This window comes from uncultured Ellagibacter sp., from assembly GCF_934643285.1.
In the GTDB taxonomy this organism is placed as follows: domain Bacteria; phylum Actinomycetota; class Coriobacteriia; order Coriobacteriales; family Eggerthellaceae; genus Ellagibacter.
On the sequence record NZ_CAKUBT010000006.1, the window covers coordinates 50,750 to 69,915 of the forward strand.

General features: G+C 62.6%; 14 protein-coding genes. 2 read left to right on the top strand and 12 right to left on the bottom strand.

Translation table 11 applies throughout. From position 1 onward, the window contains the following. Window positions 1-15: 15 nt before the first annotated feature. The 4 genes from feoB to Q0I65_RS04780 all read right to left on the bottom strand — a co-directional run bounded on the left by feoB (window position 16) and on the right by Q0I65_RS04780 (window position 6,179). Complete coding sequence (gene feoB, locus Q0I65_RS04765) at window positions 16-2,547, bottom strand: ferrous iron transport protein B (protein WP_296060531.1); 2,532 nt, start codon at window positions 2,545-2,547, stop codon at window positions 16-18. Window positions 2,548-2,709: 162 nt separating this feature from the next. Further along, a complete protein-coding gene (locus Q0I65_RS04770; RefSeq protein WP_296060534.1) occupies window positions 2,710-3,510 on the bottom strand; it encodes an HAD family hydrolase in 801 nt (266 codons plus the stop codon). Window positions 3,511-3,799: 289 nt separating this feature from the next. Next, window positions 3,800-5,491: a polyphosphate--AMP phosphotransferase gene (locus Q0I65_RS04775; protein WP_296060536.1), complete on the bottom strand. Its 1,692-nt coding sequence runs from the start codon at window positions 5,489-5,491 to the stop codon at window positions 3,800-3,802. Between the two features lie 13 nt (window positions 5,492-5,504). Then, the gene (locus Q0I65_RS04780; RefSeq protein WP_296060538.1) at window positions 5,505-6,179 is read right to left on the bottom strand and encodes a YigZ family protein; all 675 of its coding nucleotides are present in this window, start codon (window positions 6,177-6,179) and stop codon (window positions 5,505-5,507) included. A gap of 120 nt (window positions 6,180-6,299) precedes the next feature. Between Q0I65_RS04780 and Q0I65_RS04785 the strand changes: the two genes are divergently transcribed. Then, window positions 6,300-6,860, top strand: a complete 561-nt coding sequence (locus tag Q0I65_RS04785) for a carbonic anhydrase (protein WP_296060541.1) — start codon at window positions 6,300-6,302, stop codon at window positions 6,858-6,860. A 131-nt stretch (window positions 6,861-6,991) separates the two neighbouring features. Here Q0I65_RS04785 and Q0I65_RS04790 read toward each other — a convergent pair whose 3' ends face one another. From Q0I65_RS04790 to Q0I65_RS04800, 3 genes are all read right to left on the bottom strand, one after another. After that, window positions 6,992-7,786, bottom strand: coding sequence for an SDR family oxidoreductase (locus Q0I65_RS04790; protein ID WP_296060545.1), 795 nt, complete (start codon window positions 7,784-7,786; stop codon window positions 6,992-6,994). Window positions 7,787-8,107: 321 nt separating this feature from the next. After that, entirely contained in the window at window positions 8,108-9,427 is a 1,320-nt protein-coding gene (locus Q0I65_RS04795) for an NCS2 family permease (RefSeq protein WP_296060547.1), read from the bottom strand. 323 nt (window positions 9,428-9,750) lie between these two features. Next, entirely contained in the window at window positions 9,751-11,643 is a 1,893-nt protein-coding gene (locus Q0I65_RS04800) for a hypothetical protein (RefSeq protein ID WP_296060548.1), read from the bottom strand. A 131-nt stretch (window positions 11,644-11,774) separates the two neighbouring features. On the opposite strand from Q0I65_RS04800, the gene Q0I65_RS04805 reads away from it, so the two are divergent. Beyond that, window positions 11,775-12,668 carry a ChbG/HpnK family deacetylase gene (locus tag Q0I65_RS04805; RefSeq protein WP_296060550.1) on the top strand — a complete coding sequence of 298 codons (894 nt, stop codon included), beginning with the start codon at window positions 11,775-11,777 and terminating at the stop codon, window positions 12,666-12,668. Between the two features lie 9 nt (window positions 12,669-12,677). Here Q0I65_RS04805 and Q0I65_RS04810 read toward each other — a convergent pair whose 3' ends face one another. The 5 genes from Q0I65_RS04810 to Q0I65_RS04830 form a co-directional block, all read right to left on the bottom strand. Continuing rightward, window positions 12,678-14,513, bottom strand: coding sequence for an ABC-F family ATP-binding cassette domain-containing protein (locus Q0I65_RS04810; RefSeq protein ID WP_296060552.1), 1,836 nt, complete (start codon window positions 14,511-14,513; stop codon window positions 12,678-12,680). 191 nt (window positions 14,514-14,704) lie between these two features. Further along, complete coding sequence (locus tag Q0I65_RS04815; protein WP_296060555.1) at window positions 14,705-15,457, bottom strand: hypothetical protein; 753 nt, start codon at window positions 15,455-15,457, stop codon at window positions 14,705-14,707. Between the two features lie 270 nt (window positions 15,458-15,727). Then, complete coding sequence (locus tag Q0I65_RS04820; protein WP_296060558.1) at window positions 15,728-17,101, bottom strand: DHA2 family efflux MFS transporter permease subunit; 1,374 nt, start codon at window positions 17,099-17,101, stop codon at window positions 15,728-15,730. 306 nt (window positions 17,102-17,407) lie between these two features. After that, on the bottom strand, window positions 17,408-17,965 hold the full coding sequence (gene pth, locus Q0I65_RS04825) for an aminoacyl-tRNA hydrolase (protein WP_296060561.1): 558 nt from the start codon (window positions 17,963-17,965) through the stop codon (window positions 17,408-17,410). A 12-nt stretch (window positions 17,966-17,977) separates the two neighbouring features. Further along, entirely contained in the window at window positions 17,978-18,949 is a 972-nt protein-coding gene (locus Q0I65_RS04830) for a ribose-phosphate pyrophosphokinase (protein WP_158048661.1), read from the bottom strand. Window positions 18,950-19,166 lie beyond the last annotated feature (217 nt).

A 19,166-nucleotide genomic window follows, 5' to 3' on the forward strand; every position in this document is an offset into this window, starting at 1 on the left:
CCGCGAAAAGAAGCGCTACGCAAGCCCGAACGCAAGCCCCACGGCGCGGATGCAGAACGCCACGACCCACGCGACGACGCACTGGGACACCACGAGCTTCGCCGCCGTGCGGCCGTTCGTCTCCTTCTTCACCGTCGCGATGGCAGCCACGCAGGGCGTATAGAGCAGCGTGAACACGAGGAACACGAACGCCGTGAAGGGCGTGAACACCTCCTGAAGCGCCGCGACGCCACCACCGACGAGCACGGTCAGTGTGGACACGACGCTCTCCTTGGCCATAAATCCGGTGAGCAGCGCCGTCGATGCGCGCCAGTCACCGAACCCGAGCGGTGCGAACACCGGGGCAATCGCGCCGCCGATCAAGGCGAGCAGGCTCTCATCGGCGCTTGCCGCAAGACCGAGTCCCGCGTCGAAGGTCTGCAGGAACCAGATAGCGAGCGTCGCGAGGAACACGACGGTGAACGCCTTCTGGATGAACCCTTTCGCCTTGTCCCATACGAGGCGAAGCACGCTTTTCGCGCTGGGGAGGCGGTAGTTGGGAAGCTCCATCACGAACGGCACGGGCTCGCCGGTGAATTTGAACCGCTTGAGCGCAAGCGCGTAAAGGACGCCTGTCGCCATGCCGAGCAGATAGAGGGCAAGCACCACAAAACCACGCATCTCAGGCGGGAAGAATACACTTGTGAGCAGGCCGTATATCGGAAGTTTTGCGCTGCAGCTCATGAAGGGGACAAGCAGGATCGTCATCTTGCGGTCGCGCTCGCTCGACAAGGTGCGCGAAGCCATGATTGCCGGTACCGAACAGCCGAACCCCATGAGCATGGGCACGAAGCTTCTGCCCGAAAGGCCAAGACGGCGCAGCGGCTTGTCCATTACGAAGGCCACGCGCGCCATGTATCCGCTGTCCTCAAGAATGGACAGAAACAAAAACAGCGTGACGATGACCGGCAAAAACCCGAGCACGCTTCCCACGCCGCCGCAGATGCCGTCGGTCACGAGCGAGCTTACAATCGGGCTCACCTCCGCCGCAGCGAGCGCATCGCCGATGGCGCCGATCACGAAATCGATTCCCGCCTGCAGCCAGTCCGACAGCCATGCGCCAAGCCAGCTGAACGTCATGAGGAACACGAACCCCATAATAAGGATGAAACACGGGATGGCAGTAAAGCGCCCGGTCAGGATGCGGTCGGCCGCCACGCTGCGGACATGCTCGCGGCTCTCGTGCGGGCGGACGATGGTGCGCGCGCAAAGGCGCTCGATGAACGAGAAGCGCATGTTCGCAAGCGCCGCCTCGCGGTCGAGGCCGCCTTGACGCTCAAGGGCCTCGATGAAGCCGGTGAGCGCCTCGCGCTCGCGTTCAGGGACGGCGAGCTCGCTTTCGATCAGCGGGTCGCCCTCGACCATCTTCGTCGCGGCGAAACGCACGGGCAGGCCCGCCGCCTTCGCATAGGGATCGATGAGGTGCATGAACGCATGAACGCAGCGGTGCACCTCGCCGAGCGGATCGCCCGACTTCTCGCCTGCGGGGCAAAAGTCGATGTACCCGGGGACTTCGCGGTTCATCGCAACATGCATCGCATGGTCGACAAGCTCGTCGATGCCCTGGTTCTTCACCGCAGAAATGGGCACGACGGGAATGCCGAGCGCCGCCTCGAGCTCGTTGATGCGCACCGAACCGCCGTTCGCGGAGAGCTCGTCCATCATGTTGAGCGCGAGCACCATGGGAATATTGAGTTCCATCAGCTGCAACGTGAGATAAAGGTTGCGCTCGATGTTGGTCGCGTCGACGATGTTGATGATCGCGGTGGGCTTCTCTTTGATGAGGAAGTCGCGCGTCACGACCTCCTCGTTCGAGTACGGCGAGAGCGAGTAGACGCCGGGAAGATCGACCACCGTCGCCTCGGGATGACGGCGCAGCTGGCCCTCCTTTTTGTCGACAGTGACGCCGGGGAAGTTTCCGACATGCTGATTTGCGCCTGTGAGCTGGTTGAATAGCGTGGTCTTGCCGCAGTTTTGGTTGCCGGCGAGCGCAAAGGTAATCGGCGCGCCCTTGGGCAGAGGCTCACCGAGGTTGCGGATGTAGTCGTCGCCCGTTGCGCTCACCTCGCCGATGCCGGGGTGCGCGGATGCGCGGGGTAACGGTTCAACGGGAACAGGTGTCTGAGGAAGGGATTCCACAGGCTCGATCAGGGCGAAGCGGGCGTCGTCGAGGCGCAGCGTCAGCTCGTAGCCGCGCAGCTCGATCTGGATAGGGTCGCCCATCGGGGCAACCTTGCGCACGCGCACCCCGATGCCGGGCGTAAGCCCCATGTCGAGCAGATGGCGGCGCAGCTCGCCGTGGCCGCGCACCGCCTTGATGATCGCGCACTGCCCCGCCTTCAGCGTGTCGAGCGTGGGTTCATCGTTTGGTTCATGCTCGCGAACTGCGGATTTGTCATCTGCGGATGCACCGCTCGAGCGCCCGCCTTCTCCAGGCGCGCCGCCTTTCAGGAGCACTCCCCCGCTTCCCAGCTCGGCCTTCGCCGCATCGTTTTTCTCCTGCGTCATGCAAACCTCGTCCCCCGCGCTAACTTTCAACTGCTTATCGTCACGCGTAACGGGCGCGAGCGCAAGAACATCTCCCCGAACGGCCGAGAAATATCCATCGCCCCGCGAGCTGCCAAGCGGGAAAGCTCCTCGTGCCAAGCGGGAAGTTTCTCGCCCCGCGAGCTATCGAGCGGAAAGCTCCTCGAGCATGCGGCGCAGCTCCTTTTGCACGCTGTGCTCGGTGTTGGGGCCGATGACTTTGCGCGCGACCTGCTTTACGGCCGAGCGACCGTTCTCCATCGCGATGGGCATGCCGACCATGCGCAGGATCTCGTAGTCGTTCATGGAATCGCCGAACGCCGCGACCTCGTCGGCCGAGACGCCGTGCGCCTCCATGACCTGGCGAATTCCCGTCGCTTTGTTCACGCCGCGCTGCATGACGTCGATCCACTTTCGGCCCGACGGCGCGAACACGAAGTCCTCCCCCAGCTCGCGGGTGAGCGCATAGGACATATCCATGACGGCGCCGTCGCTCACATACACCGACGCCTTGATGATGTTCGTCTCCGGGGAAGGCACCTCGTAGGCGCGCACGGGGTTCGGGAGGTTCTTGTCGATCTCGCGCTCGAAAACGGCCTCGTCGTCGAGGAGGAAGCTGTTCGTCCGATCGAATAGGGCCAGGTGGAGCACGTCGAACAGGGAGACCGCACGGTAGAGGCGGCACACGGCGGCATGAGAGAAGACCTCACGGTCGACCAGCTTGCCGCCGACGACAACCTGCGCGCCGTTCGACGCGACGAAGTCCATAAGGTCGATCACAGGCGCGAACTGCTCGGAAAGCGTGTCGAAGCGGCGCCCCGACGACGCGACGAAGTGGACTCCGCAGCGGCGAAGCCCGCTGATGAGCTCGAACGTTTCAGGCGGGACGTTGCCCTCCGCGTCGAGCAGGGTGCCGTCCATGTCGCTTGCGATAAGCTTGATCATGCAGGTTCTCCTTCTTGCCGGCCCCGTCGCCAGCCTGTTCCCTTCGCGTTTCCAACGCCTGCATTGTAGCGGGCGTGTATAAAGAAACGGTTAAGGGAAGGTCACGGACCGTCTGCGGGCGGCCTCGGAAGGGAGCGACGGCGGAGGGCCGGCGACCCCAGGGGCGGCCTCGGGAGGGAGCGACGGCGGAGGGCCGGCGACCCCAGGGGCGGCCTCGGGGCGATAGGCGAAGGGCAACCCCCAGGGGCGGCAAACCCACGGGCGGTCCCGGAGGCGAAAGCCGAAGGGGCTAGTCGGAGAGTCCCGCGTCCTCGAGCGCGGCGACGATCGTGCGCAGGGCCTTCACGCGCGCGTAGCGTTTGTCGTCGGACTCGAGAATAATCCAGGGCGCGAACGAGGTCGACGTCAGGCGGAACATGTCCTCGATAGCTTCCTTGTACTGGGGATACTTCTCGCGGTTGCGCCAGTCGTCGTCGGTTATCTTCCACTGCTTGGCGGGGTTCGACTGTCGCTCCTCGAAACGGCGCAGCTGCTCGTCGGGACTGACCTCCACCCAGAACTTCAGGAGGATGGCACCCCAATCCACCAGGTCTTTCTCAAAGGCATTGATCTCGTCGTACGCCTGGGTGAGGCGCTCGGGCGAGGCGTAGCCCTCCACCCGCTCCACAAGCACGCGGCCGTACCAGCTGCGATCGTAGATACCCACATGGCCCGCCTTCGGCAGGCGCGTCCAGTAGCGCCACAAGTGCGGGTGCGCGAGCTCGGGCGCCGTGGGGGCGGGGCTCGGGAAGATCGTGTAGGCGCGCGCGTCGAGCGATTGTGCCACGCGCTTGATGTTGCCACCCTTGCCCGCGGCGTCCCAGCCCTCGTACATCACCATAAGCGGGATGCGGGCCTGGTACATGTTGTTCTCAAGTCGAAACAGTCGCTTCTGCAGGCTCTTGAGCTCGTCTTTGTACTCCTCGGGCGAGAGCGCGAGCGAGTGGTCGACGCCCGCAAGCGTCGGTGGGTCGTCGATAAGGTGGAAGCGGGAAGTCGCGGGGGCGGCAAAGCGCGGGGGCTGTCTCATGGCACCGTCCGCGGAAGCCGAGGCGTCTGCGGGGGTCGAGGCGTCTGCGGCATCCGCCGAGCCCGCGGCACTTGCGGCCTTCACCGAGTTCGCGGCCTCCTTGCGCGCGAGCGCGGACTCGAGTGCGCGCACAAGCGTCTGCGCGATGACGATGTTCGCGCGGCGCTTGTCTTCCCCGTTCACAAGCGTCCAAGGGGCGAACGCGAAGTTGCTGCCCTCGAGCATGAGATCGTAGATGCTGTAGGCGTACTCGTAGTTCCCAATGCGCTCGAGACGCTTCTTGTCGACGCGCCACGCCGTGGTGGGGTCGGCGGCCAGGCGCTCGAGGCGCTCCCTCTGGCCTTCGGCGGACACATGGATGAAGAATTTCACGACCTCGTAGCCGTCGTCGACAAGGCCGCGTTCGAACTCGCGTATGGACGCGAGGCACACTCCGGCCTCCTTGCGCGCTGCAAGCTGATCGCCGCGGACAGCGCCCTTCTTGCCTTCCTTGCGCTTCGGGTTAAGTCCGCCGAATGCACGGCACATCGCGCGCTCGGCGGCCACGGAATACCAGCCGCGATCGTAGAAGGTGATCGCCCCGCGCGGCCCGAGCGCCTGCCAGAACTGCTGCATGAAAGGCCAGTACCCAGTGACATTATGCCCGGCATCCGAGAACGCCCGCGCCTCGTCCACGTCGAAATCGCCCGTCACATGAACGCTCGTCGCGCGCGCATCCAGGTTGAACATGAGGTCGGAGATGCGGCTTCCCTTGCCCGCGCCGTTCCATCCCTCGAAGAGCACCACAAGCCCTACGCCCCGAAGGCGTGCCTGCTGCTGCAACGTCACGAGCCGCTCGATGAGCGCGTCGTGGGTTTCCTTGTACGTGCCCTTATCGATATCCGGTTGATTCAGATTGACCTGGTCGAGCATGGAAAACCTCTTTTCACGTAAGGTTTGGCGCAGCGTCGGGCGCCGAGGAGTCGGCTTGCCCGGGCACCGCGAAGGGCGCATCGTAGGGGTCACTCTCGATGATCGGACACTGCCCGCGCACGAGCTCCGTGAGGGCCGCCTCGAAGGGCTCCTGCGTGCCGTCGAGCATGCGGAACGTGAGGGCGACCTGTGCCGCAAAATCGGCGTCGACAGTCTGGGCGCCGTGCTGGCTGGCAAGGCGTTGAGCCTGCTCGTAAAGGGAATACGGGACCTCGATCAGCACGTCGATGCACCGCGAGACAGACACGATGTCCGCCGCGGCGATACCGGCCTGCGTCGCCTGCGTGTAGGCGCGCACGAGCCCGCCCGTGCCAAGCAGGATCCCGCCGAAATACCGCGTGACAACCACGGCGACGTCGGTCAGGCCCGCATGCTGGATAGCCTCGAGCGTCGGCATGCCCGCCGTTTTCTGGGGTTCGCCGTCGTCGGAGTAGCGCACGCGACCGTTCTCGCGCAACACGTAGGCGTACACGTTGTGGCGCGCCATGCGGTGCTCGCTGCGGATCTCGTCGAGAAACGCGAGCGCCTCTTCCTCGGTTTCGACATGCTGGACGGTGGCGATGAAGCGACTCTTCTTCTCGACGATCTCGGCGCGCGCACGACCCTGGGTTGTGCAATACGAGGCCATGCGGCTCCTTTCGTCTTCGGGAAAACTCAGCTTTGCCCCATCATAGCGCATGCGCGCAAACAGGCGGGCGCGGGGAGCAGACGATGCTAAACTGTCACTCGTCAAGAGAAAGGGCAGAAAATGGCCGAGAAGTCGACGATCGATCAGATCCTGGAACACAATGCGCGCTTCGTGGAAGAACGCGAATACGAGCAGTTCAAGACAGACAAATACCCCGACAAAAAGCTCGCCGTGGTCTCGTGCATGGACACGCGTCTGACAGCGCTGCTCATGGCGGCGCTCGGGCTTAAGAACGGCGACGCGAAGATCATCAAAGTTGCAGGTGCCGAGGTTTCCCACCCCTTCGGCAGCGTCATGAGATCGCTGCTCATCGCCGTGTGCGAGCTCGGCGTCGAGGACATCATGATCGTCGCGCACACGAACTGCGGCGCGCAGCACATGAGCGGCGAGGGCATGGTTTCCGACATGATGCGCCTTGGCGTGAGCGCTGACCACATCAGGATGGCGCACCATTGCGGCATCGACTTCGATAAGTGGCTCGCAGGTTTCGGCGACACCGAGGAGGCAGTGCGCAAAAGCGTCGACGTGGTGCGCAACCACCCGGTCATGCCGCCGCACGTGCGCGTCGCCGGCTTCATCATGGACTCCGAAACCGGCGAGCTCATTCGCGTGGCGGATTAGCATCTGGCAGAAGCGCCGGCACCTCGCAGACGGACGGCGGGCGCTGACCCGACGAGCCTTCCCCCTTCGGCGTTTCGGGCGGGCGAGCCGCTCCCTTCGCCTTGTGGGGAAGAGGCGCCGGGTCCGCGTTTCTAATTCTTCTTGCGCGGGCGTTGGAGTGCTGCCGCCGTCCTCGCCACGAAACCGCGCGGGGCAAGGCGCGTTGCGAAGACGATCGTCTTTGCGAGCGCACCGGGCACGCAGAGAGCCTTGTTGCGGCAAAGCGCGTTGAAGCCCTCACTCGCAACGAAGGGGGCATCGAGCGCGACGCGCGAAATCGGGGTGTGTGCCGCATCGGCATTTTCCCAAAACGCCGTGCGCACGGGGCCGGGGCACAGGGCGCTCACGTGCACGCCGGCGCGACGCAACTCGACATGGATGGCCTGGGAAAACGACTGGACGAAGGCTTTCGAGGCGTAATAGGTCGCCATTCCCGGGCCGGGCATGAAGCCCGCCACGGACGCGACATTGAGGACGCCGCCACATTTGCGCTCAGCCATGTCAGGGGCGAACTCGCCCACAAGCTCGACGAGCGCGAGGTCGTTTGTCAGGATAAGCTCTCGTTGGCGGGCCATGTCGCTTTCCACGAAGCGCGCGTCGTAGCCGAAGCCTGCGTTGTTCACGAGCACATCGACGACAAGTCCCATCTCGCGCACGCGGGCGGAAACCTTCGCCGCCGCGCCCACCTTCGCGAGGTCGCACACGATGACGTGGGCCTTTATGTTGTGCTCGAATTCCAGTTGCGCCGCCGCGTCGACGAGACGCTCCTCGTTGCGGCCGACGAGCACCACGTCCATCCCTCGCGCCGCGCACTGCCGCGCAAGCTCGAACCCCAAACCGCCTGCGCCCCCTGTGACGAGCGCCGTTTTCCAATCCTTGGTTCCCATAGCTCACAACCTTTCAGTCCGTCGCGTTTACGGCCGTCGGCAATGTAGCATCATTGTATGACGCGTGAAGCGAATGCGAGAATAGGCTTCACCACATCTGAGGAATAATTCCTCTTGGGCAATATGACCAGCATCGAGGGAAAGGCTGCAAGGAGTCGACCGAACCGCTGCAGACGCCAAGCGACGCAGCTCCTTAAGCTACCTTGGATATCACGTCATCGCGGTCGGGCGCCAGAAAGCGAAGGGCCCCGCCGTCGAACGGTCTCCGAGAGAGGGGACGATTCGACAAGCGAGGCCCTTCGAGCGTAGCAAGCGAAACGGCTAGCTTAAGATGAACATGGCCAAAAATGCGATGGCGGCCACCCACATGAGGGGCTTGACCTCGCGCGCCTTGCCGGTGACCAGCATAATCACGCAGTAGGAGATGAAGCCAAAGCCGATGCCGTTAGTGATCGAGTAGGTCATCGGGATGCCCATGATGGTCGCAAACGCCGGGAATGCGAACTCAATGCGCGTCCAGTCGATGTTGATGACGTCGGAGAGCATGAGATAGCCAACGACGACGAGCGCGCCGCAGGTCGCGGAGCTCGACACCATACCGATGATGGGCGACGCGAACGCGAAGATCACGAACAGGATGCCGACCACCAGGTTCGAGAGGCCCGTGCGCGCACCGGCGGCAGCGCCCGAAGTGGACTCAACGAAGCTCGTGACCGAGCTCGCGCCCACGAAACCGCCGACGGCGGCCGCAGCGGAGTCGACCATGAGAATCGGCTGGATATCCTTCACATCGCCGTTCTCGTCAACGAAATCAGCCTGCTCGCCAACGGCGACGACCGTGCCCATGGTGTCGAAGAAGTCGCTCATGAGCAGCGAGAACACGAACAGCAGCAGCGCGGGCTGCAGGAAGACCTGCGCGATGGCCATCGTGTCAGTGCCGGGAATCGTCTGGAACGGTGCCGCGAAGGCCGAGAAATCGAGCCCGAAGCTCCACGACGAGGGAAGCGGGGTGACACCCAGGGGAATGCCTGCGATGGTGGCGACGATAATGGAAATGAGCAGGCCACCCTTCACATTGAGGACCTGGAGCACCACAGCAACCGCAATCGCGATCAGCGACACGATCGCAACCGGCGCCGACAGGTCGCCAAGCCCCAAGATGGTCGACTCGTTGGCGACGATGATGTCGCCGCCCTTAAGACCGATGAATGCGATGAACAAACCGATGCCAATACCGATTGCATGGCGCAAGCTCACGGGAATCGCGTCCATGACTGCCTTGCGCAAACCGCAGACAACCAGGACAAGGATTACGATACCTTCCAGAAAGACGATGGCCATCGCCACGCGCCAGTCGACGGCAGCGCCGCCAAGGCAGAGCGTGTACGCCACGATTGCGTTGATGCCCATGCCAGACGCAAGCGCGATCGGCCGGTTCGCGATAAGACCCATCGCGATAGTCATGATCGCCGCGCCGAAGCACGTCGCCGTGAGCGCCGCATCAAACGGAACACCTGCGACCACCAGCATATTCGGGTTCACTGCGATGATGTACGCCATCGCGAGAAACGTCGTCAAGCCGCCGATGATCTCGTTTCCGATCGTGCTCTTGCGCTCCGAAATCTTAAAAAACGAGTCCACTTTCCTCCCTTTCCCTTGCGCCCGCGCGAAAGCGATCAGGCAAGCCCGCACCTGAAGACTCAGCTGCCGAGGTGAACCCAAACTGGGCACTTTCGCGTGAAAACATTTTCTCAACGGAAGGATTCTAGCATGCTAAAGCGCACACAAGACGCACATAAATGGAAAGCGCCTTCAATGGCGACTACGTCGCACAGTGCGGAAAACGAGGTCACACCAGCGGTCGCCTACCCCCTCCCTCAGCTTATCAGCTGCGCACATCTCCTGATACAAGCTCATTCGCAAAATGCCATTTATCGGCCCCTTGGAAGCCCCCTGCAAGCACTCTAATCTTTATCGATCACCGCAACGGTAAACCAGGCGCGTTCGTAGGGACGGTAGCGAGTGCCCGACTCCCGCAGCTCGAACCCGTCGCGCTTTGAGAGGTCCTCAACGTCGCGCGACATGACGCCGTTTTGGGTCTGCCCCAAAACGACAATCGGGCCATGATAGCCATCAAGAATCTCTTCCCAGGAGTTTTTGCAGGTGAGAGTCGGAGAATATGCCTCATACGCCAAGTTCCAGTTGCCTTTTTGCCAATCCATGTACGTTTGGGAAATGTCGGGATAGGCAAGCGCGGTCAGGCTGATGTACCCGATGTCGGACGAGACGACAAGCGGAGCCTTCCCGTCGTTTTCCTGCGTCACGCGATCGACCGTCTGGCGCACCTCGTCGAGCGCCTCCTGGTTGTCGGAGCTGTAGAAGTCGCCAACGAGCAGCGTCATATTGAGGACGGACACGGAAAGAAGGATAGCGCATGCCGCACCGACGAGTACGCGCGAGCGAATGCGGGAAAGAAGCATCACCGCCGCGAAAAGGAGCGGACCGATTGCCACCCCGAGGTAGCGGTAGTACACGATAAGCGAGTCCATCAGAATGGAGGCCGAGAAGGAAATCGCGAAAACGCCCAGGTAGATCGCGAGCGCACAGAGCACGGGGGCAACCGAGTCGCGCGAGGCCCAAACGGCAAGGCGCCGAGAAAGCGAATCGCGCTGGGCGCGGGGGCTTTCGGACTCGGGGGCAAAATTCGCAGGAAGCTCACCATCCTCGGCGGGCGCATTCGAGGAACACGAGCTGCCTTCGTCCGCAAAGCCCACGGCAGCCCGCTCCCCGAAGTCCTCGCCTCCCGCAGCCTTCCCCGTCGCAGCGCGCGAGCCGCCTTCCGCACGTTCGCCCGCAAGAACATGCGACTTCGCCAGGCGCACGAGAGACCAGATGGCCCACGCGCAAAGCCACACGAGCGTCGCTGCCAGAAGAACCCGCCCCACCACCTGGGGCACGGCGCCGTAGTTCCCCTCCAACGCGAAATGCACGAAGCTCGTTCGCACCGGGTACATCGCGAACTCAATGTAGGTGACGGGAAACACCATGTTCGCCCAGTACGTGTTCGACACAACGCCCATCTGATGCACGAGCACCATAAGCCACGGCGCATAGAGCGCAACCTGAATGACGGCGCTCGCAACGAGTACTCCCAAAGCCGCCGCGCCACGTCGACGGGCGGCTCGATTGATGCAGAAGATGAGCAGCAGCAGGTTCACCATAAAGGCGGACATGGCGCCAAAGTAGTGCAGGTATGCGCTGAACAGGCTTGACACAGCGAAGACAACCCACCACGAAAGCGGCGCACCCGCAAGAAGTCTCTTCCCCTGCGCGCGTTTCTGGACGCAGGCCACAGAGCCTTCGCACGCCGGCCCGCGCAAAGCGCACGCGATGCGCCACGCGGTGAGCGCGCACAGCATGACGGAAAACGTCGCCCACGAGTACATGCGAATCTCGGTCGACATAATGGCGGTATAGGGAATGAACAGGACGAATGCGGTGAACAGCACGCCGGGCTTCCAGCCGAAATCGCGACGGACATGCGTGTATCCAAGGCTTGCAAGGGCGATCGACCCCAAAACCGTGAACAGGCGATACACAAGAATGTTCTGCCCGAAAACCAGGTTGAGGACATGCAGCGCCCAGTAGAAGAGCACGGGGTGCACATCGCCCGAGCCGATGCGCCAAATCTCGGAGAAGGAATGGTTCGCTATGGCAACCGAATAGCTCTCATCGAACCAGATATAGCCATGGAAAGCCCCCACAAGCACAAACGCCGACCCCAATGCAAGAACGGCAAGATGGAACCAACGAGACGAAAGCACCCCCTGCGCCCCTGCTCCGCTCGCACGCTTCATAAACCCTCCCGAGCAATCGATCCCCAATAACGCACCTGCATGAGAGTACTATTATTTCGTTTGTCTCGCTTGTCTTCAAAAAGATAGCGTTTTGAAGACAAACACCGCGCACGAACATGAAAGGGAGGCTTGTGGCGCTCATCATTCACGCAGACGACTTTGGGATTACCGTCGAGCAATCGAAGGCCATCCTCGAGCTTTCGGACGCATGCGGCGGCCATGGAGCCCTGTCGAGCATGAGCATGTTCGCGAACAGCCCGGCGTTTAACGAATGCGCCGAGCTTGTCCGTCCCTTCGTCGACGCGGGAAAGATAAAGCTTGGCCTGCACCTCAATATCGTGGAAGGGCATCCTGTCTCCAACCCCGACGACGTGCCGCTGCTGGTGAACGAGCGCGGAACCTTCTCCCATTCCTTTATGGGATACCTGATGGCATCGACACTGCGCACCGGCGACCGTGACGGCATTCGCGAGCAGCTTGCCCGCGAATTCAGCGAGCAGATCAAGCGCTATCTCGAGGCCTTCCCCGACCAACGTCGTAATCTCCGTGTCGACACGCATCAGCACACGCATATGGTGCCCCTCGTGCACGACGCGCTCCTGGCTGCGTGCCGGCGCACCGATTGCTTGGTCACGACCGCACGCCTTCCCGTGGAGCCGATCGGCCCGCACCTTAAGAGCCCGCGACGCATCGCGGCAATTTCGCCTGTCAACCTCGTGAAAGACGCGCTGCTCGCCCTTCTCGCCCCGCACTGCCGCAAGGATTTGGAAGGGGGAAGCCACGTCGCCGACTTTTCCGGCATCGTGCTCTCAGGATGCATGCAGAAAACCACGCCCAGCCTGATTGCCGACATGGAGGCGCGCGCCGCCGAGCGAGGACGCGATCTCGAGGTGCTTTTCCACCCGATCAGCGTCCCCGTCGAGCAGTGCCTCGATCCCGAGAACCTGCCGTTCGCGCAAGCGTGCGCCTCCCCTAACCGCAACGCTGAGGCGAAGCTGATAGCAAGCCTATCGACGCGCGCATAGGGAAAGCACCTACTCGCCGAGCGCCTCCGCGGCTTCCATCCACTCTTCCTCGAGCGCCTCGATCTGCGCTTCGATTTGCTTGATTTCCTTCTGCATATCGCCAAGCTTCACGTAATCGGAGGGATCGACCTCGGTCATGGCCTGGTGAATGCCCTCAATCTTGCCGCGTAGCGTGTCCATCTTGCGCTCGGCCGACGCCATCGACTTCCGAAGTGCGCGAATCTCGCCGCCCGAAAGCTTCGACGCCACGCCCGTCGCTTGCTCGCCCGCCGACGTTGAAGGCTGTTTGGAGGCAGAGGCCTTCCCACTTGAAGAGGCAACCACACCGCCGCGCTCGTCGGTGGTGCGCCCCACAAGTTCCAGATACTCGTCGACGCCGCGCGGCAGATGGCGAATCTTGCCGTTGATCAGCGCATACTGGTTGTCGGTCACGCGCTCCATGAGATAGCGGTCGTGCGTGACCAAAAGCAGCGTGCCGGGCCATCCGTCGAGCAGGTCTTCCACCTGCGCGAGCATGTCGGTGTCCAGATCGTTGCCCGGCTCGTCCAAGATGAGCACGTTCGGCTCGTCAAGCAAGATGAGCATCAGCGCAAGACGACGCTTCTGCCCGCCCGATAGGTCACACACCGGCTCATTCAGGTCATCGCGGGTGAAGCCGAGGCGCTCGAGCAGCTGCGCGGGCGTAGCCTCCTTGCCGTCGAGCATCACGCGGCGCGAATAGCGGCCGATGACCTCGCGCACGCGGTCGCTTCCCAGTTTCACCAGGTTATCGAGGTGCTGCGACAACACGGCGAACTTCACGGTCTTGCCGATCTTCACACGTCCCACACTCGGGGCGAGCGCACCCTCGATCACCCGCAGAAGCGTGGTCTTGCCCGCACCGTTCTCGCCGACGATGCCGAAGCGATCGCCGGGGCCGATGATCCACGACACGTCGTCGAGCACGGTCTTTCCGCCGAGGCGCACAGTCACATCGGTCAAGTCGACCACCTGCTTGCCCAAGCGCGCGACGGCCATCCGCTTGAGCTCGAGCGTGTTACGCAGTGGCGGCACGTCGGCGATCAGCTCGCGGGCAGCGTCGATGCGGAACTTCGGCTTGGTCGAGCGCGCTTGCGCCCCACGGGCAAGCCAGGCGAGCTCGCGGCGCAGCTGGTTTTGACGACGCTGCTCGGCCACCTGCGCCTGACGGTCGCGCTCGACGCGCTGCTGGATATAGGCGGAGAAGCCGCCCTCGAACGGGTCGATCGTGCGGTCGTGCACTTCCCACATCGAAAGGCACACCTCGTCGAGGAACCAGCGGTCGTGCGTGACCACCAAAAGCGCGCCCGTCCCATGTTTCCAGCGTGCCTTCAGATGATGCGCAAGCCAGGTGATGGCGCGCATGTCGAGATGGTTGGTGGGCTCGTCGAGCATGAGCACGTCCCAGTCGCCGATAAGCAAACGCGCCAGGTCAACGCGGCGGCGCTGTCCGCCCGACAGGTCGCCCACACGCCCCTGCCAGGGAATATCGGCTGCAAGCCCAGAGATGATGTCGCGGACGCGGGCATCTCCTGCCCATTCGTATTCGGGGGTATCGCCCACCACGGCATGTTCCACCGTGTCGTCGTCGGAGAGCGCGTCCGCCTGCCCGAGCACGCCCACGCGAACGCCGCGCGTGCGGATTACGCGGCCCTCATCAGGCTCGATAATGCCTGCAAGTAAAGAGAGCAGCGTGGATTTCCCATCGCCGTTCTTGCCGACGACGCCGATGCGGTCGCCCTCGTCAAGCCCGAGGGAGACATCCTCGAACACCGTTTTCGTGGGGAACTCGACCCGCGCCTTCTCACAACCAAGCAGAAACGCCATACCATTCGTCCTTCGTTCGCGGGGCACCATACCGGGCACCCCGCCGCATTCAACCTGCACGCGGCTTCATCCGCCGTGCGTTTTTTCATCATGAGAGGATACCGCAAGCGGGCGAGATTCCCAAATGACGAGGGCGCCCGCGTAAGGCGCCCTCGAACGAAGTTCTCTTGTGTTTCTGCAGCTACGGCACACTACTTCCTGAGGTAGCAGCCCACGATGCCGTCGCCCCAGTCGAGCTTGACCACCTTGTCGCCGTCGTAATAGAAGTTGTAGATGAAGTCGCCGCCGTCAGCGGTCTCGTAATCGTAAGACTTGAAATAGATGGTGATGCGATCGACCGCCGTCACCTTCCATTTTTCGAAGTTGCTGCACTTAGGGCCAGCGTCGACCGTACCATCGGCGTTCAGCGTGAAGTAGTTATTGTCGGGATCGTCCTTCTCGGCCCAGGAAGTGTCCGCGACCAACTTCTCGTACTTGGCAACGTCGCCGTCGCCGCGCAGGTACCACGTCTCGGTCACGTAATCGTAGCAGGTCATCACGTCGTTGAACACGATGTCGTAATCACGGACGTCGGTGCTTTCGGGGCGCAGGTGCTTGTCCTCGACCTTCGAGCTGCCGGGCTCGGTGATCGTACCGTCGGCATCGACGAACACGGCCTGGGGGTAATAGAAGTTCTCGAAGTACAGACCGCCCTTCGACTTATCGCCGTCCACGTACCACATGTCGTTCGAGCCGCTCGGATCGCCAAAGTCGTTCGGGCCGCCCGTCTCGACCATTCGAGGATGCTCGTTCGCAGCGGGCTCCTTCTTCACCACCGCGCCGCCGCCGTCATTTCCGCCGCAGCCTGCAAGGGAAAAGGCGAGCACCGCCGCGCAACACGCGACGAGCAGAGCCGTCAGGGCCTTCGATCCATGCCAACCGATATGTCGTCGAGTGACTTTCATGAGGTTCCTTTCCGCAGGGGCCATTCCTCCTCGTACAGCATCTGCGAAAAGAGCTGCGACATAAAGCACCCGAAGGCCCAAATTTGCGAAGGTCCCTCCCCTGCAAGTCCAAAGCCGCAGGAAAGCGGGCACACGGGGCGGGAATGCGGCCGCCGGCGGAGCAAGGCGAGAAGCGAGGAGGGCAACGCAGGACGGGCGTCGGACCCGCGATCGCCTAGCGAGGGGAATGAGGCCGCGACCGCCCGCTGGGGCCAGCGAGCCCCCGCTCGCCTAGCGCACCTTCGCGATCACCACGACAAGCACGCAGGCAGCGAGCACAGCCGAGATGCCAAACGCCGCCTGATAGGCGAACGACATGTCCATCGCACCTGACTGCACAGTCGCAGAAAGCGACGTGATCACAAGCACCATAATCGCCGTGCCAAGCGACGCGCACGCCTGGCGAACCGCCGCGAAGAACGCGCTCGCATCCATCATGATCCCCCGCGGAAGCCCACTCATGCCCCACGAGTTCAAGGGCCCGATCAGCGCGCTCACCCCCATGCCGCGAACCGTCTGCATGAGGGTCGTCGTCCAAAGCGGCGTGTTCTCATCCATGAACATCATGGACACGGCGCCCACCGTGAGAAGCACCGCCGCGACGAGCACCACTGGCCGCGCGCCCACCTTGTCGGAAAGGATGCCTGCAAGAGGATTCACCACCACAGCGAGAATAGTCGCGGGGATGAACACAATCCCAGCTTCAACGGCGCTGCCCCCGCAGAGCCCCTGCACGTACAACGGCACGATCAGCGTGATTCCCATGAACGACGCGAACAGGCAATTCTGCGCGATGAAGCTTATGCGGAAGTGGGACGACTCGAAGATGCGCATGCTGATGAGCGGGTACTCGATTCGCTTTTGGCGCGCCACGAAAAGCACGAGGCACGCAATGCCCACGACCGCAGGCACCCACACGAGCGGGCTTTGCACGCCCAGGCTTGCCGCGTTGGAGAAGGCGAGCAGAAGCCCACCGAAGCCGAGGGCAGAATACAGGAAGGACACGCCTTCGAAGCGCGCATCGCGCATCGGAGCGTCTTCGCGCGCTACCAGCAAGGACGCCGCAAGAATCAGAAGGACGACGATGGCGATGAACAGCCAGAAGAAGCTGCGCCACCCCCACGAGTCGACGAGCGCGCCCCCGATAAGCGGGCCGATGTTCGGGGCGAACCCCATAGCGATGCCCGCGATGCCCATCGCCGTGCCGTTTTGCCCTTTGGGAAAACGCGTCATCGCGATCGACTGCAGGACGGGAAGCGTAATGCCCGCGCCGACGGCCTGCAGCACGCGCCCGAAAACGAGCACCCCAAACGTCGGGGCGAACACATCGAAGACGCCTCCGACCAGGAACAATCCCAATGCGAGGAAAACGACGTTGCGAAGGGAAAGGCGCTGCGACAAAAACGTCACAGCCGGAACGGTGATGCCGAGCACGAGCATGTAGATCGTCGTGAGCCACTGCCCGACGCTCGCGTTCACACCGAAGTCAGCCTCCACGCCGCCGAGCATGGAATTCATCACCGTTTGCGTGAGCGATCCAAGCGCGCACGCCAAAACGACAATCGCAAAGAGTGCATAAGTGCGCCCTTTTTCGGACAACGACATGATGGCCCCACTTCCTGTGCTCCGGGGCGCTACGCACCTATCTCACTGCTCAAGTAGGAACGTTTCGCGTCAGAGCCCCGCCCGACGCGCAAGCAGCGCCCATTATACCCTTCAATCAGGAAGGGGGGCAAAGAACACGGTCTCTGTGTCGGCAGGAGGAGAGACGAGAAAAGGCCCGACTCCCAAGGTTGGAAATCGGGCCAATCGAGATAACATTTGGGCACTAGCGGAATTCCGCATCTTGAGCGCCTGATAGACGCTCAGCGATGTCTGGCAACCTTATCGGGCCAGCGCCGTCGCAACGCGCTAGTTGAATTTCTGCTGCGTCTTCTCCAGGCCGTGCTCGATGAGGAACAGCGCTGCCTCGCATCCCAAGTCAGTCGCCTGCGCAAAGTCGTCCGCCGCGTCCTTCTTGGGAAGGGACAGCACGTAGTCGGCCACTGGCATGCGTCCCGGCGGGCGCCCGATTCCGCAGCGCACGCGGAACCAGTCGCGCGTACCCAGCTTGTCGCAGATCGAGCGCAGGCCGTTGTGGCCCGCATGCCCGCCGCCGAACTTCACGCGAATCGTGCCCGGATCGATATCGAGCTCGTCGTGGATGACGACGAGGTGATCGGGCGACACGCCGTAGGCGTTCATGAGCTGCTTCACCGGACCGCCCGATGTGTTCATGTAGCTTTGCGGCTTTGCGAGCACCACGTCGATGTCGCGGTAAGCCCCTTTGCCGGTCAGCGCGCCGCACTCGTTCTTCCAGTAGCGCACGCCGATTTCCGCTGCGATCTTATCGACCGTATCGAACCCAGCATTATGGCGCGTATGCTCGTACTCCTCCCCGGGGTTCCCCAGGCCAACAATGAGAAACATATACTTCGTACCCTATTCGAACAGCGAAGCCACCGAGCCGTTGCTGTAGACGTTTTTGATGGTCTGAGCGAACAGCGGGGCAAGCGTGAGGACCTTGATCTTGCCGGTCTGGCGCTCGAGCGGCACGGGGACAGCGTCGGTCACGACGACTTCCTCGATGCAGCTGTTCTCGATGCGATCGTATGCCGGGCCGCTGAACAGGCCGTGCGTTGCGCAGGCGAACACCTTCTTCGCACCCTTCGCCTTCAGCGTGGTCGCCGCGGCAACGAGGGAGCCGGCAGTGTCGATCATGTCGTCGTTCAGGATGCAGACCTTGCCCTCGACGTTGCCGATAAGCGCCGTGATCTCGGCCTGGTTGTGCTTGGGACGGTCCTTGTGCATGATCGCGATGTCGCAATCGAGCAGCGTGGAGAACTTCTTCGCGGCCTTCGCGCGGCCCACATCGGGGGACACCACGCAAAGCTCCTCGGGGTCGAAGCCCATGGCCTTGTAGTAGTCCACGAAGATGGGCATCGCCGTCATGTGGTTCACCGGCTTGTCGAAGAAGCCCTGGATGGCATCCTGGTGCAGGTCAATCGCGATAATATTGTCAGCGCCGGCGGTGGTGAGCAGGTCGGCGACGAGCTTCGCCGTGATCGGCTCGCGCGGAGCGGCCTTGCGATCCTGGCGAGCGTAGCCGTAGTGTGTGATGACGGCGCTCACGCTGTGGGCGCTCGCGCGCTTGGCGGCGTCGATCATGATGAGCAGTTCCATCAGGTTGTCGTTGACGTCGAGGCCGTTGGGGCTCGAGCACACGGACTGCACGATGAACACGTCCGCGCCGCGCACGCTTTCGAGATAGCGCGCGTAGATTTCACCGTTCGCGAACTTTTCAAGCTTCACATTGCCCAAGGAAATGCCCAGCTCGTGAGCGATTTCGTCAGACAGCCTCGGGTTGGAAGATCCCGAAAATACAGCGATTCTCTTCATCTTCTCGAATTCCATGCGGCGCTCCTTCTTGTGCCAGTCGACTCATCTTCTTCCTGCCCAGAGGGCAAGACCCGTACCGTCCATTGTATCCAAGCCCCGCGCCGCTGCGCGAGAAGTTCGCGGTATCTTCGCAGAGGGACGCGAAATCCCGCGAGCGTGCAGAGGGGCTGCATAGGTCGCAAACAGCGAGCGCGGCATGGCGGTGCCAAGACCGAACATGCCTACCGACGTG

What these genes read in the sequence shown, in the direction of transcription:
- Q0I65_RS04810 (WP_296060552.1), bottom strand. Translation starts at nt 14,513, where the DNA reads ATGGCGTTTCTGCTTGGTTGTGAGAAGGCGCGGGTCGAGTTCCCCACG.
- Q0I65_RS04800 (WP_296060548.1), bottom strand. Translation starts at nt 11,643, where the DNA reads ATGAAGCGTGCGAGCGGAGCAGGGGCGCAGGGGGTGCTTTCGTCTCGT.
- Q0I65_RS04775 (WP_296060536.1), bottom strand. Translation starts at nt 5,491, where the DNA reads ATGCTCGACCAGGTCAATCTGAATCAACCGGATATCGATAAGGGCACG.
- feoB (WP_296060531.1), bottom strand. Translation starts at nt 2,547, where the DNA reads ATGACGCAGGAGAAAAACGATGCGGCGAAGGCCGAGCTGGGAAGCGGG.
- Q0I65_RS04820 (WP_296060558.1), bottom strand. Translation starts at nt 17,101, where the DNA reads ATGTCGTTGTCCGAAAAAGGGCGCACTTATGCACTCTTTGCGATTGTC.
- Q0I65_RS04790 (WP_296060545.1), bottom strand. Translation starts at nt 7,786, where the DNA reads ATGGGAACCAAGGATTGGAAAACGGCGCTCGTCACAGGGGGCGCAGGC.
- Q0I65_RS04815 (WP_296060555.1), bottom strand. Translation starts at nt 15,457, where the DNA reads ATGAAAGTCACTCGACGACATATCGGTTGGCATGGATCGAAGGCCCTG.
- Q0I65_RS04780 (WP_296060538.1), bottom strand. Translation starts at nt 6,179, where the DNA reads ATGGCCTCGTATTGCACAACCCAGGGTCGTGCGCGCGCCGAGATCGTC.
- Q0I65_RS04770 (WP_296060534.1), bottom strand. Translation starts at nt 3,510, where the DNA reads ATGATCAAGCTTATCGCAAGCGACATGGACGGCACCCTGCTCGACGCG.
- pth (WP_296060561.1), bottom strand. Translation starts at nt 17,965, where the DNA reads ATGTTTCTCATTGTTGGCCTGGGGAACCCCGGGGAGGAGTACGAGCAT.
- Q0I65_RS04785 (WP_296060541.1), top strand. Translation starts at nt 6,300, where the DNA reads ATGGCCGAGAAGTCGACGATCGATCAGATCCTGGAACACAATGCGCGC.
- Q0I65_RS04830 (WP_158048661.1), bottom strand. Translation starts at nt 18,949, where the DNA reads ATGGAATTCGAGAAGATGAAGAGAATCGCTGTATTTTCGGGATCTTCC.